Below are 13,467 nucleotides of genomic sequence, written 5' to 3'. Positions count from 1 at the left end.
GCATAATCTGCTGATCTTCCCCCCCCGGCCTTGGCGAGGCGATCGGCGCGCGCGTTGTCGTGCTGCTGGGCGGGCGGGGGCGTTCGGCGGTGGCGCTGCGCGTGCTCGATGTCGCCGCCGAGGTGATCGCCGAGATCCCCTATATGGCGCTGGCGGGCTGGGTGCTGTGGGGCTGGTGGCATCGCGGCGGCGCGAAGCAGGGCCTGGCGATCGGGCAGGCGCATCATGGCGGATCGGGCGCGCTGTGGGTGCTGGGCGCTTTGGCGGTGCTGCTGCTGGCATGGCGCCTGTGGCGGCGCAGCGACCATCACACCCGTTGGCGCAAGACCCGCATGGGCCGCCGGGCTGCTGCCGAGATCCATCTGATGCGCCGCGAATTGCAGCGCCAGCGCATGGGCCTGCCGATGGCGATTGCGCTGCATGTGGTGGGCTGGGGCCTGTCGGGCGTGCAGGTGTGGCTGGCGGCCAAGGTGATGGGCGTGCCGCTGCCCTTGTTCAACGCGCTGGCGATCGAGAGCGCGGCGACCTCGGCCCGCGTGATCCTGTTCTTTGTACCCGGAGGCCTTGGCATGCAGGAGGCAGGCGCAGTGCTGGCGGGTCTTGCGGTGGGCATCGACCCGGCGACGGCGCTGGCGTTCAGTCTGGTGCTGCGCCTGCGCGATGTGTGCTTTGGCGCTGGCCTGCTGTTCTGGCCCTGGCTGGAATACAAGCGGGGCCAGACGGCGAAACCCGCTGCGAAGCAGCCCTAAAATCCGACGGCACCACCGCAGCGAGCAAGTCGCCAAAATAAAGGGATTGCAAAGGGCCATGGCCCTTTGCCCGCCGGAGGCTCCCTTACTTGGCTGAACTTTGATCCTTCGCCGGACTCTGATCCGGTGTGGCGGGCAGCGGATGATCAGGAGTGCTGGGCGCAGCCGGATCGGCCAGCGGATCGTCGAAAGCGGCGACCGGGGCGGCCTGGCCGTCCTTGGCCTTGATCGCGGCGATCTCGGCCTCGCGGTTTTGCAGATAGGCCTCGCGCAGCGCCACATAGGGATCGACCGCCGAGGCCTTGAGCGCCTTCAGCTCCGCATCGGCCTCCGCGCGGCGATCCAGCGCGCTGAGCGTCGCCAGCACCACGCCGAAGGTGGAGAGCGAGAGGGCGGAGCTGAAGCTGCTCACCTTGCGCGGGCGCAAGGGGTTGCCCACGGTGCGTTCCTGCCTGCTGTAGACGCGGTTGACCAGCAGGGGCTGGGCGAAGGTGTCGCCGCCCGCGCCGAGCATGTCGCGGAAGCTGCTGGGGCCGATGAAGGGCAGATAGAGATAGGGGCCGGAGGTCATGCCCAGCATCGCCAGCGAATTGCTGAAGCTGTTGGTGTGGCCCTGCAGGTGGAAGGGCTTGCGCTTGGCGATGTCGAACAGGCCGCCGATGCCCAGCGTGGAGTTGATCAGGAAGCGCCCCAGCGTGTTCAGCGCGCGCTTGGGGCGCAACTGGACGACATCGTTGAGGAAGGTGACCGGCGAATAGATGTTGGAGAGCGCATTGCGCACGCCTTCGCGCGCCGGGCGGGGCACCACTGCCTTGTAGACCATGGCGGGCGGGCGGAAGATGAAGCGGTCGATCGGCTGGTTGATGGCGTAGAACACGCGGTTCATGCCGATCAGCGGATCGCGCGTGGCATAGACCGGTCCGCAGACGTGGCAGGTGCCCAGCGGCGCGGGATTGGCGGTTTCGGCCTTGAGCGCGGTGACAGCGGGGTTGGTTGCCGGATCGGCCGGAGCGGGGGGCGCATCGGCCGGCGTTACGGCGGCGGCGGGCGGTGTCGCCTCGATCGTGGGGGCGGCCGGTGCCGGCGTTGCTGGTGATGCCAACGTCGGGGCCGGTGCCGTCACGGCGGGCGGCTCGGTGCTTGCCTGCTCCGGCAGCGGGGCGTTGGTGGGCGTCAGCATCAGGCCCAGCCCGGCGATCGGAGCGGTAAAGATCATCGGGCGGCTTTCCGGACTGAAGAGCGTTGGTCGATATCTTCCCCTTCGCCGAGCGCAACGCTCCGGGCAAGCCTCCCGTTGGTCTTGGTTGGCAGAAATTTATCCTGAAAACAGGCGAAGGGACCGATGTTTGCCCCATTGGCAGCCAGCGCCTGATGCGTCGTCGGGGCGATCAGGGCCTCCAGCTCGTCGCGATAGCGATAGCCGGCTGCGCTGCCCGGCCAGACGTCCTGCGTGGCGGGGTGGGTGTAAAGCTCGGTCAGGCCATCGGGCAGGGCGGCCAGCGCCTCGGCCATGGCCTCGGGCGTGAAGGCGCCGGTCTGGGTCAGACCCATGACCTGGTCGTTCACCATAATACCGCGCGCCTTCAGACGGCGGCCCAGAAGCCCGGCCCACCAGCGCATGGCGGCGGGGCCGAAACCGGAGGAGCCATGCTCGACCGGCACGCGCATTGCGGGAATGCCCAGCGATGTTCCGGCATCGAGAATCGCCGAGGTGATCATCGGATGCATATGGAAATGCTTGTGCGCATTCACATGGTCGAGCGGTAGCCCGGTGGCGGCGAAGGCGGCGAATTGCGCGGCCACCTCGGCGCGCATCTGGGCGCGGGCGGCGGGATTGAAGGCGATGGCGAAGGCGGTCTTCACCATATCGGGCTGGAACCAGCCATCGGGCCCGACCAGCGCGGGGATCTGCTCGGGCGGCAGCATGGGCTGGCCATCGACCAGCACCACATGCAGCCCCACGCCGAGGTTTGGCAGACGCTTCGCACGCTCCACCGCGTCGGCGGCGCCCTCACCGGCCACCATCAGGCTGGCGGCGGTGAGGATGCCATCGACATGGGCGCGTTCCACCGCTTCGTTCACCGCGATCGCGGCGCCGAAATCGTCAGCGGTGACAACAAGGCGTTTCAGCGACCGGGCCCCCCCGTTGCCTCCCGGCGCCTGATGTTCGCGTCCTGCCCCCCGGCTGGTGCTCAGGCTGCTTCCTTTCTGCGGCGCAGGAAGTCGAAGAATTCCACGCCCTCGCGCAGGCGGCGCTTCATCATATCCCAGTCGCGCACCATCTCACCCACGATCTGGGCGATCTTGCGCGGGCGGAAGTAGTAGCGCTTGTAGAACTCTTCCACCTTGTCGAAGATGACGGCGGAGGAGAGATGCGGATAGGAGAGCTGGGCGATCTGGTTGCCGCCATCGGTCAGCAGATGGTCGCTGCCGTCGAACCAGTTGTTCTCGACCGCCTGCTTGTACAGGAACGTGCCGGGATAGGGCGCGGCCAGCGACACCTGGATGGTGTAGGGGTTCAGCTCGATGGCGTATTTGATCGTTTCCTCGATCGTCTCCAGCGTTTCGCCGGGCAGACCCAGGATGAAGGTGCCGTGGATGGTCAGCCCCAGGCTGTGCGCATCCTTGGTGAACTGGCGCGCCACATCGGTGCGCAGGCCCTTCTTGATGTTGTGCAGGATCTGCTGGTTGCCGCTCTCATAGCCGACCAGCAGCACGCGGCAGCCGCCCGCCTTCATTTCCTTGAGCACATCGTAAGGCACGTTGGCCTTGGCGTTGCAGCCCCAGGTGATGTCGAAGCCCTTGGTGCCGAAGCCCAGCTTGCGCATTTCGCGCGACAGCTCGACCACATGCTTGTGCGCGTCGGCCAGCGTGTCGTCGTCGAAGAAGATTTCCTTCACCTCAGGCATGTTCTCGAGGATGTACTTCACCTTCGATCACCTTGGGCACGCTGCGATAGCGATAGTTGTGGCCCGAGATGGTCTGCGGCCACAGGCAGAAGGTGCAGCGGCTCTTGCAGCCACGGCCCGTGTAGAAGCTGACATAGGGGTGGCGCTGATAGCCACCGAAATACTTCACCGGGTTGAGGTCGCGCTTGTAGATCGGCGAGACCATGGGGAAGACATCCATGTCCTCCACCATCTTGCGGTCCTTGTTGCGCACGATGGAGCCATCGGCGGCGCGCCAGGTGATGCCGTCGATTTCGGCGAGCGGCAGGCCATTGGCCAGATCGACGCAGGTGAAATCATACTCTTCGCGGCAGACCAGATCGATGGCGTTGCAGGCCTTCAGGCTCTTTTCGTCCTCGATCATCACCTTGGCGCCGACGAAGGCGATCTGGATGTTCGGGTTGCGCGCCTTGATCAGTTCCGCCGTGCGGATGTCCTGCCCGAAGCTGGGGGTGCTGGTGTGCAGGATGACCAGATCGCGATCGTCGAACTCATGCGCGATATCGTCCCAGCTCAGGTCGTGAGCGGGGGCGTCGATCAGCTTGGAACCCTCGACCATGGCGGCGGGCTGGGCCAGCCAGGTGGGGTACCAGAAGCTCTTGACTTCGCGCTTCATCTGGTAACGCGCGCCGGCACCGCCGTCATAGCCGTCAAAGGAGGGGGCCTGGAGGAAAAGGGTCCGCTTCATTTGTCTCTCATTGCTGTGGGGCGGGTCCGGCCTTTGCGCGGATCTCGCGCTCAGGAGCATGCCGGATGCGTCCATTCTCGGTCATTGTAAGGCTTGCGCCGCGCCAATCAATCTTTCGAGCGATCAGGCTGACGCAAAAGATGGCGAAGCCTAGCACATCGCCCGCCGCGATGCACCATAGCGGAGCCGCCTTTCTGCGCGCTGTACGACGAATGGCGAAAGCGACGGCGAACCGTGTGGCGATGGCGCCACACAAGGCGATGGTGCCGGCGGCAGGCGCGAAGGGCAGGGCGAGCAGGGCGAGCGGCAGCGGTTGGGTCACCACGGACCCGACATGCCCCCCCGGATTGAGATCGCGGATCGTCACCGCCCAGCGCAGGAAATGGCGCCAGAGCTGCGCCAGAGTCGCCTCATCGCCAGCATGGTCAAGCAGGATCGGCGGCACGGCAATCTTCAGGCCTTGCGCGGTGACTGCGGCGCCCATGGCGTGATCGTCGGCCAGCACATCGGCAAAAGCTTCAAACCCGCCGATGGCGTCGAGAGTCTCCCGCCGCAGGGCGATGGTCGATCCCATGCAGGGCTGGGCGAGACCATGCGCCAGCGCGAAAATCATGTTGGGGGTCTGCTGGAAGGAGATCATCGCCGCGCCGATCTCGCTCCACGCTCCGGCATCGCCGCGCCCGATATAGAGGCAGGTGGCCAGCCCCACGCCCGGCTGGGCCAGAGCGGCGGTGACGGTGGCGAGATAGTCAGGCTGCACCACCATATCGCTGTCCGAGAGGATCAATATATCGTGTTTGGCCAGCGGCATCATCGCGGCCAGATTGCCGATCTTGCCATTGGCGCCGGGCAGGCGCGGCCCCGGATTGAGCGCGATATCGGCGCGGGGATGGCGCGCCACCAGCCATTCGACGGCGGAGCGGGCCGAGTCCTCGGGCGTGTTGATGCCGCAGACCATCTGCACCGGCGCGTCATGATCCTGCGCCAGAAAGGTGGCGAGATTGACGGCCAGCTTTGGCTCGGCGCCATAGAGCGGTTTGAGCAAAGTCACCGGCTCGGCCTGCGCGGCTTGCGGCGCGGGTTGCGGCGCGGGTTGCGCAAAGAATCGCCGGATCGCATGGACCAGCGCCAGTTGATACGCCGACCCCACCCCCGAAAGGGCGGCGAGCGTAACACCGATGGCCTGAATCCCGTGCATGGCGCGCCCTTAGAGCATCGTGCGAAAAAGTGGGAACCGGTTTTTCGCAAAAACGATGCGGCAGCGATAAAAGGGCATCGTGCGAAAAAGTGGGAACCGGTTTTTCGCAAAAACGATGCGACAGCGACAAAATCTAGCTGCTTTGCATGCCGCATAAAAGCCTTTAGGAGGCCGCGCTGTGACTGCTCCAGATCCTTCTATCACCGTGGTAACCGGCGTCGCCGGCTTTCTTGGCAGCGCCGTGGCGCGCACTCTGGCGGCGCAGGGCCGCAAGGTGCGCGGCGTGGTGCGCGGCTCGTCGCCGCGCGCCAATCTGGCGGATTTCCCCGGCGAACTGGTAGAGGCCGATCTGCGCGACGAGGCCGCCGTGGCCAAGGCGATGCAGGGCGCGGGCGCGCTGTTCCATGTGGCGGCGGATTATCGCCTCTGGGCGCGCGACCCCGAAGAGATCGTGCGCAACAATCTGACCATGACCCAGGCGGTGATGGGCGCCGCGCTGAAGGCTGGCGTGACCCGCGTGGTCTACACCTCCAGCGTGGCGACGCTGCTGCCGCTCGATGACGCGGTGTCGAACGAGAATCATCCCGCCACGCCGGAGCAGGCCACCGGTGCCTACAAGCGCAGCAAGGTGGTGGCCGAGAGGCTGGTCGAGGAGATGGTGGCCAAACAGGGCCTGCCTGCCGTGATCGTCAACCCCTCCACGCCCATTGGCCCGCGCGATGTGCGCCCCACGCCGACCGGGCGCGTGGTGGTGGAGGCCGCCAATGGCAAGATGCCGGCCTATGTCGATACGGGGATGAACCTTGTCCATGTCGATGATGTGGCGCGCGGTCACCTGCTGGCTGAAAGCAAAGGCCAGATCGGGCGCCGCTATGTGCTGGGCGGACAGGATGTGACTCTGGGCCAGATGCTGGCGGATATTGCCGCTCTGGTGGGCCGCAAGCCTCCGGGCGTGAAGCTGCCCATCGCGCCGCTCTTCCCGATTGCCGCTGTGGCCGAGCTGGGCGGGATGCTGACCGGCAAGGAGCCTTTCGTTACCCTCGATTCGCTGCGGATGGCGCGGCACCGCATGTTCTATTCCAGCGCGCGCGCTCAGGTGGAGCTGGGCTATCATGCCCGGCCTTATCTCGAAGCGCTGCGTGATGCCGTGGACTGGTTCCGCGATGCGGGCATGATTCGATGACCCTGCTCGGCCTTCTGGTGGCGGCGATCTGGATCGGCCTGACGCTGACCGGCTTCTGGACCTGCCGCGAGCGTGACACCAACGCCCCGCTGGCCCGGCCCGATGTCTGGCCCGAGGTGGTCGCCGTGGTGCCCGCGCGCGATGAGGCCGATGTGATCGCCCGCTCGATCGGCAGCCTTGCGGCGCAGGATTATCCGGGGCCGTTCCGCATCGTGCTGGTGGATGACAATTCCTCAGACGGCACCGGTGATATCGCCCGCGCTCTGGGCTCGGATCGCCTCACGGTGATCAGCGGGCAACCGCTGGCTGCCGGCTGGACGGGCAAGCTGTGGGCGGTGCATCAGGGGATTGCTCAGGCCGGGGCGCCGCAGTTCCTCTGGCTGACCGATGCCGATATCGCGCATGCCCCCGATACGCTGCGCACGCTGGTGGGCATCGCGCTGGGCGGGCGGCGGCGTTTGGTCTCCTTTATGGCCAAGCTGCATTGCGATACCTGGGCCGAAAAGCTGCTGATCCCGGCGTTTATCTGGTTCTTTATGATGCTCTACCCCTTCAACTGGGTGAACCGCAAAGGCCCCATCGCAGGCGCGGCGGGCGGCTGCGTGCTGGTGGAGCGCAAGGCTCTGGAAGAGGCGGGCGGCATCGCCGCCATGCGCGGCGCGCTGATCGATGACTGCACCTTGGGTGGCCTGATCAAGAAGACCGGGCCGATCTGGCTGGGCCTCACCGACCGCAGCCGCTCGATCCGGCCCTACTCCGGCTGGCGCGAGATCGGCATGATGATCGCCCGCAGCGCCTATGCGCAATTGCGCTACAACCCCGCGCTGCTGGTGATGACCGTGCTGGGGCTGGCGCTGGTGTTTCTGGCGCCTTGGGCTTTGGCTTTCACGCAGATCGGTGTCGCGGGCTGGGGCGGGGGCCTTGCCTGCGGGCTGATGCTGGCGCTTTACCTGCCGGTGCTGGCTTTCTATCGCCGCTCATCGCTGTGGGTGGTGGCGCTGCCGCTGGTGGCGCTGTTCTATCTGGGCTGCACGCTGTATTCGGCGCAGGCCTATTACCGGGGCCGGGGGGGGCATGTGGAAAGGGCGGGCGCAAGCCGCGAGATGACTGAAATGACCCTCAAGGCCTCGGACCTCGCCAGCGGCAAGGACCATAAGGGCGAAAACTTCCCCGTCGCCAGTTGGCTGGTGCGCCCCGATGCGCGCGCGCCGATCATGGCCTATTACCGCTTCGCCCGCGCCTCGGACGATGTGGCGGATGACGAAAGCACTTCCTCTGCCGAAAAGCTGCGCCTGCTCGCCCATATGCGCGCCGGACTGGAGGGCAAGGGCAGCCCCGAGGCCATGGCGCTGGGCGATGTCTGCCGGGAACGCGGCATCGATCTGGCCCATGCCCATGATCTGCTCGACGCTTTTGTGCAGGACTGCCGCGTCAACCGTTACGAGGATTGGGAAGGGCTGATCGGCTATTGCCGCCTCTCGGCCATGCCGGTGGGCCGCTTTGTGCTCGATGTGCATGGTGAGGATCGCGCCACCTGGGCGATGAACGATGCGCTCTGCGCCGCGCTGCAGGTGATCAACCACCTTCAGGATTGCGGCAAGGATTATCGTGGCATCGACCGGGTCTATATCCCCGTGCCGATGCTCAACGCCGTGGGGCTGGATGAGGCTGCGCTGGGCCGCGATCGTGCCGATCCCCGGCTGCTGGGCGTGATCCGCCTGCTGGCCGAAAAGACGCAAGGGTTGCTGCGCCAGAGCGCCGCTTTCTCCCGCGTGATCCGCGACGCGCGCCTCTCCGCCGAAGTGGCGATCATTCAAACTCTGGCCGAGGATCTGACGCGGATGCTGCTCGCCCGCGATCCGCTGGCTGACACGGTGCATCACGGCAAGGGCAGGGCGGCCTGGCTGGCCCTGACCGCCGTGGCGCGCAACAGCATTTCAAGGATTTCCCGATGACCACCGCTCCTCTGACGATGCAGGATCTGCAGGCCAAGGTCTCGGGCAGCAGCTTTTACGCCGGCATGCGTATCCTGCCCAAGACCGAGCGTGAAGCGATGTTCGCCATCTACGGCTTCTGCCGCATGGTGGACGATATCGCCGACGACCAGCAGACCCCCGCCGACCAGCGCGGTGCGGCGCTGGATGAATGGGTGTCGGGCATCCAGGCGCTCTATCATGGCGGTGAGCCCGGCGTGGCGGCTTTCCTCGCGCAGGCCGTGCGCGATTTCGATCTGCAGCAGGAGGATTTCCTCGCCGTGATCGAGGGCATGCGCACCGATGTCGATGGCGATGTCCGCTGGCCCTCCTTCGCAGATTTCGACCTCTACTGCGACCGTGTAGCCAGTGCCGTAGGGCGTCTGTCGGTCAATGTCTTCGGCATGGAGCGCAAGGTGGGTGTGGAACTCTCCCACCATCTGGGCCGCGCGCTGCAGTTCACCAACATCCTGCGCGATATCGACGAGGATGCCGGGATCGGCCGCGTCTATCTGCCTATCGAGGCCTTGCGCGCCGCAGGCATCACGCCTGCCTCACCCGAGACGTTGGTGACCGAGCCCAATCTGGATGCCGCCGCCCGCTGGCTGGCCCCCAAGGCCCAAAAGCATTTCGACGAGGCAGCGCTGATCCTCAAAAGCCGCCCCAAGGGCCATCTGATCGCCCCGCGCCTGATGGAGAGCGCCTATGCGCGCCTCTTGAAGCGCATGGTGGCGGCGGGCTGGAACGCCCCGCGTGTGCGGGTGAAAACCTCGAAACTGCGGCTGGTGCTGGCGCTGATCCGCTTCAGCGTATGGGGCTGACAGTGGGATTCGCGCGCGCGCATGTGGTCGGCGCAGGCCTCGCCGGGTTGAACGCCGCCACTTTGCTGGCCGAGGCCGGGCTTGCGGTATCGCTCAGCGATTCGGCGGCGCGGGCTGGCGGGCGCTGCCGCAGCTATTTCGACCCCTCGCTGGGGCTGACCATCGACAATGGCAACCATCTGGTGCTGGCCAGCAATCCGGCGGTCAAAGTCTTCCGCGAGCGCATCGGCGCGCATGAACCTTTGGCCGGGCCGAAGCATGCCGATTTCGCCTTCGCCGATCTGGTCACTGGCGAGCGCTGGAACTTGCGCATCAACGATGGCGCTCTGCCATGGTGGGTCGCCGTGTCGAGCCGCCGCATTCCGGGCACCGGCATCGCCGATTACCTGCCCTTGGGCAAACTGCTGCTGGGCAAGGGCGAGCAGACCATCGGCGATCTGATCGCCACCAAGGGCCCGGTGTGGGACCGCATGCTGGCCCCGGTGCTGCTGGCGGTGCTCAACACCGATGTGGCCAGTTCCAGCGCGGTGCTGGCCGCCAATGTGCTGAAGGAAACCTTGGCCAAGGGCGGCCTTGCCAGCGCGCCGCGTATTGCCATGCCCACGCTTGGCGCGGCCTTTATCGATCCTGCCATCGCATGGCTGGGCGGCAAGGGCTGTTATCTGGCCACCGGGCGCCGCCTCAAAGCCATCAAGACCGAAGCGAATCGCGTCTCCGCCCTGATCTGGGCCGATGGCGAGGAAGCGGTTGCCCCCGATGCCGCCGTGGTGCTGGCCGTGCCCGCATGGGTGGCGGGCGATCTGGTGCCGGGCCTCACCGTGCCCGACGATCATCGTGCCATCGTCAACGCCCATTTCGCGATTGCGCTGCCCAAGGGTGCGCCTGAGATGCTGGGGTTGATCAACGCCACCAGCGAATGGCTCTTCACCCATCCCGACCGCGTGTCGGTCACCATCTCCGCCGCCGACCGGCTGGTCGACACCCCGCGCGAGGAGCTGGCCCGCATCATCTGGGCCGAGGTGGCGCAGGCTCTGGGCCTGCCTGCGGACACGCCTCTGCCGCCATGGCAGATCGTGAAGGAAAAGCGCGCCACCTTTGCCGCCACCCCGGCGCAGGAGCGGCTGCGGCCCAAACAGCGCACCGCTTTCACCAACCTTTTTCTGGCCGGTGACTGGGTCGATACCGGCCTTCCCGCCACCATCGAGGGCGCCCTGCGCAGCGGCGATTCGGCGGCGCGTCTGGTCTTGGGGCAGCGACTGGTCTATGGGCGCGGGCGATGAGTACCCCCCAAACCGATACCAATGCCGATACGCTGACCCGCAACGCGCTGGATGAAGGCATCGCGCGCGGCGCCCATCGCCTCGGCGCCGAGCAGCAGGGCGACGGCCACTGGGTCTATGAGCTGGAAGCCGATTGCACGATCCCCAGCGAATATATCCTGCTGCGCCACTACCTGGGCGAGCCCGACGATCTGGTGCTGGAGGCCAAAATCGGCACCTATCTGCGCCGTATCCAGAGCAGCGTGCATGACGGCTGGGCGCTGTACCATGATGGCGGCTTCGACATTTCGGCCACGATCAAGGCGTATTATGCGCTGAAAATGATCGGCGACGATGTGGACGCGCCCCATATGGCCCGCGCCCGCGCCGCCGTGCTGAAGGCGGGCGGCGCCGAGCGGGCCAATGTCTTCACCAAGATCCAGCTCGCGCTGTTCGGCGCTGGAAGCTGGCAGGTGGTGCCGACCATACCGCCCGAGCTGATTCTGGCGCCCAAGTGGTTCCCGGTCCATCTGCTCAAGATGAGCTATTGGGCGCGCACCGTGGTGGTGCCGCTGCTGGTGCTGTGCGCCTTGCGCCCGCTGGCGAAGAACAAGCGCGGCATCAAGGTGGATGAGCTTTACTCCGGCAACCCTGCCGGGCTGACCTCTCAGGCCGCCCATGTGCATCGCGTCTGGAAGACCGGCTTCGAGGTGCTCGACTGGGGCCTCAAGCGCTTCGAGAACCACTGGCCCAAGAAGATGCGCCGCCGCGCCATCGACCTGTGCGCCGCCTGGGTGACCGAGCGTCTGAACGGCGAGGACGGTCTGGGCGCGATCTATCCCGCCATGGCCAACAGCGTGATGATGTATGATGTGCTGGGCTACGCGCCCGACCATCCGCATCGCGCCATCGCCCGTCACTCGGTCGAGAAGTTGCTCGTCATCAAGGATGATGAGGCTTACTGCCAGCCCTGCGTCAGCCCGGTGTGGGATACGGCGCTGGCCGCCCATGCCATGCTGGAGGTGGGCACGCCCAAGGCTGTCGAGCAGGCGTATGCGGCCTTGGATTGGCTGGGCGAACGCCAGATCCTCGATACGGTGGGCGACTGGGCCGAGCAGCGCCCCGATGTCCGCCCCGGCGGCTGGGCCTTCCAGTATGGCAACGATTACTATCCCGATCTCGACGACACCGCCGTGGTGGTGATGGCGATGGATCGCGCTGCCGGTGTGCGCGGCGGCAAGGATGCCGAGGCGATCGCACGCGGCGCCGAATGGACTTTGGGCCTGCAGAGCCATGATGGCGGTTTCGGCGCTTTCGACGCCGATAATGACAAATTCTACCTCAACAATCTGCCCTTTGCCGATCATGGCGCGCTGCTCGATCCGCCCACGGCGGATGTGTCGGCGCGCGTCGTGTCGATGCTGGCGCAGATGGGCGAGCTGGACAGCCCGCGCATGAAGGCCGCTCTGGCGTGGCTGGAAAAGGAGCAGGAGCCTGATGGTTCGTGGTTCGGCCGCTGGGGTGTGAACTATATCTACGGCACATGGTCGGTGCTCTGCGCGCTGGGCCGGGCCGAGCTGGATGCCGATCATCCGATGGTCGCCCGCGCCGTCAACTGGCTGAAGAGCGTTCAGAACGAGGACGGCGGCTGGGGCGAAAGCTGCGATTCCTATGCGCTGGACCGCAAGGGGCATGAATTCGCTGCCTCCACCGCATCGCAGACGGCATGGGCGCTGCTGGGGCTGATGGCGGTGGGTGAGGCCCGCTCGCCAGCGGTGGCCAAGGGTGTGGAATGGCTGCTCGCCAATCAGGCCGAGGACGGTCTGTGGGGGCAGGAGGTCTACACCGGCGGCGGCTTCCCGCGCGTCTTTTATCTGCGTTATCATGGTTATCCGCGCTATTTCCCGCTCTGGGCGCTGGCGCGTTACCGCAATCTGTCGGACTCGAATTCGGAGCGCACCGCGTGGGGGATGTAAATGACAAGCCGGTGATCGCGGTGACCGGCACGCTGCGCGAGGGCGATCTGGTCAAGGGTCTGGGCGTGACGGTGGTGGCCGGGGGCTCCGACCCCGAGCGCCTGCGTGCGCAGCTTGCCGAGATGGCGCCGCATGCCGCGGGCATCATCAGCTTCGGCATGGCGGGCGCCATCGACCGGCATATGAAGCTGGGCGACATGATCATCGGCTCGCGGCTGATCGGCGGCTTTGCCGGCGATTGCGACGAGGCCTGGGTGAAGGCGCTGCGCAGCATGATCCCCACCGCGAAAGTGGGCGCGATGCATGCCGATGGCCGCTTCTTCGCCGACCATCGCAGCAAGAATGAGCGCGCCGGGCGCAGCGCGGCTCTGGCGGTGGATATGGAGAGCCATATTGCCGCTCAGGCTGCCGCCGATGCGGGCATTCCCTTTGCCATCCTGCGCAGCATTTCGGATCTCAGCGAAGTCAATCTGCCGCCTGCCATTGCTCTGGCGATGAAGCCGGATGGCGGGGTGAATTATGGCGCGGTGATCGGCTCGATCCTCAAGCAGCCGGGGCAGTTGCCCAATCTGATGACCACGGTCAGCGGCTTTGCCAAGGCCTATGGCCAGTTTGGCCGCGCGCTGAAGAAGGTGCAGGGGCGGCTGGGGTTCGATCTGCGGTAAAATTGCC

Annotated in this window: 9 protein-coding genes and 2 pseudogenes; 7 read left to right on the top strand and 4 right to left on the bottom strand. The window is 66.1% G+C overall.

What is annotated here, in order from left to right; translation table 11 throughout:
- Positions 1 to 38 precede the first annotated feature (38 nt).
- Positions 39 to 749: pseudogene (locus ABDW49_RS18705) on the top strand (lysylphosphatidylglycerol synthase domain-containing protein); the annotation flags it as partial.
- An 85-nt stretch (positions 750 to 834) separates the two neighbouring features.
- Here the strand turns inward: ABDW49_RS18705 and ABDW49_RS18700 are convergent.
- The 4 genes and pseudogenes from ABDW49_RS18700 to hpnI all read right to left on the bottom strand — a co-directional run bounded on the left by ABDW49_RS18700 (position 835) and on the right by hpnI (position 5,583).
- Positions 835 to 1,965 carry a VacJ family lipoprotein gene (locus ABDW49_RS18700; protein ID WP_343613844.1) on the bottom strand — a complete coding sequence of 377 codons (1,131 nt, stop codon included), beginning with the start codon at positions 1,963 to 1,965 and terminating at the stop codon, positions 835 to 837.
- Positions 1,962 to 2,879, bottom strand: a complete 918-nt coding sequence (hpnK, locus tag ABDW49_RS18695) for a hopanoid biosynthesis-associated protein HpnK (protein WP_343614385.1) — start codon at positions 2,877 to 2,879, stop codon at positions 1,962 to 1,964. Before hpnK ends, ABDW49_RS18700 begins: the two co-directional genes overlap by 4 nt.
- A gap of 62 nt (positions 2,880 to 2,941) precedes the next feature.
- Positions 2,942 to 4,385 (bottom strand): annotated as a pseudogene (gene hpnJ, locus ABDW49_RS18690) (hopanoid biosynthesis associated radical SAM protein HpnJ).
- A gap of 7 nt (positions 4,386 to 4,392) precedes the next feature.
- Positions 4,393 to 5,583 carry a bacteriohopanetetrol glucosamine biosynthesis glycosyltransferase HpnI gene (gene hpnI / locus ABDW49_RS18685; RefSeq protein WP_343613842.1) on the bottom strand — a complete coding sequence of 397 codons (1,191 nt, stop codon included), beginning with the start codon at positions 5,581 to 5,583 and terminating at the stop codon, positions 4,393 to 4,395.
- A gap of 178 nt (positions 5,584 to 5,761) precedes the next feature.
- Between hpnI and hpnA the strand changes: the two genes are divergently transcribed.
- The 6 genes from hpnA to ABDW49_RS18655 are packed head-to-tail and all read left to right on the top strand — an operon-like array spanning position 5,762 to position 13,460.
- Complete coding sequence (gene hpnA, locus ABDW49_RS18680) at positions 5,762 to 6,766, top strand: hopanoid-associated sugar epimerase (protein ID WP_343613840.1); 1,005 nt, start codon at positions 5,762 to 5,764, stop codon at positions 6,764 to 6,766.
- The gene (gene hpnC, locus ABDW49_RS18675; protein WP_343613838.1) at positions 6,763 to 8,721 is read left to right on the top strand and encodes a squalene synthase HpnC; all 1,959 of its coding nucleotides are present in this window, start codon (positions 6,763 to 6,765) and stop codon (positions 8,719 to 8,721) included. The genes hpnA and hpnC overlap by 4 nt, the downstream gene beginning before the upstream one ends.
- Positions 8,718 to 9,560, top strand: coding sequence for a presqualene diphosphate synthase HpnD (hpnD, locus tag ABDW49_RS18670; RefSeq protein WP_343613836.1), 843 nt, complete (start codon positions 8,718 to 8,720; stop codon positions 9,558 to 9,560). The genes hpnC and hpnD overlap by 4 nt, the downstream gene beginning before the upstream one ends.
- 2 nt (positions 9,561 to 9,562) lie before the next feature.
- Positions 9,563 to 10,840 (top strand): hydroxysqualene dehydroxylase HpnE, encoded by a 1,278-nt coding sequence (gene hpnE / locus ABDW49_RS18665; RefSeq protein ID WP_343613834.1) that lies wholly within the window; start codon positions 9,563 to 9,565, stop codon positions 10,838 to 10,840.
- Positions 10,837 to 12,795 (top strand): squalene--hopene cyclase, encoded by a 1,959-nt coding sequence (gene shc / locus ABDW49_RS18660; RefSeq protein ID WP_343613832.1) that lies wholly within the window; start codon positions 10,837 to 10,839, stop codon positions 12,793 to 12,795. The genes hpnE and shc overlap by 4 nt, the downstream gene beginning before the upstream one ends.
- Complete coding sequence (locus ABDW49_RS18655) at positions 12,783 to 13,460, top strand: phosphorylase (protein ID WP_343613829.1); 678 nt, start codon at positions 12,783 to 12,785, stop codon at positions 13,458 to 13,460. Before shc ends, ABDW49_RS18655 begins: the two co-directional genes overlap by 13 nt.
- Positions 13,461 to 13,467: the final 7 nt, after the last annotated feature.

The sequence above is a fragment of the Novosphingobium sp. genome, assembly GCF_039595395.1.
Taxonomy (GTDB): domain Bacteria; phylum Pseudomonadota; class Alphaproteobacteria; order Sphingomonadales; family Sphingomonadaceae; genus Novosphingobium.
Note: the sequence above shows the minus strand (reverse complement) of the source record. Positions and strands in the feature narration are given on the sequence as shown.

What these genes read in the sequence shown, in the direction of transcription:
- ABDW49_RS18700 (WP_343613844.1), bottom strand. Translation starts at nt 1,965, where the DNA reads ATGATCTTTACCGCTCCGATCGCCGGGCTGGGCCTGATGCTGACGCCC.
- hpnC (WP_343613838.1), top strand. Translation starts at nt 6,763, where the DNA reads ATGACCCTGCTCGGCCTTCTGGTGGCGGCGATCTGGATCGGCCTGACG.
- shc (WP_343613832.1), top strand. Translation starts at nt 10,837, where the DNA reads ATGAGTACCCCCCAAACCGATACCAATGCCGATACGCTGACCCGCAAC.
- hpnI (WP_343613842.1), bottom strand. Translation starts at nt 5,583, where the DNA reads ATGCACGGGATTCAGGCCATCGGTGTTACGCTCGCCGCCCTTTCGGGG.
- hpnD (WP_343613836.1), top strand. Translation starts at nt 8,718, where the DNA reads ATGACCACCGCTCCTCTGACGATGCAGGATCTGCAGGCCAAGGTCTCG.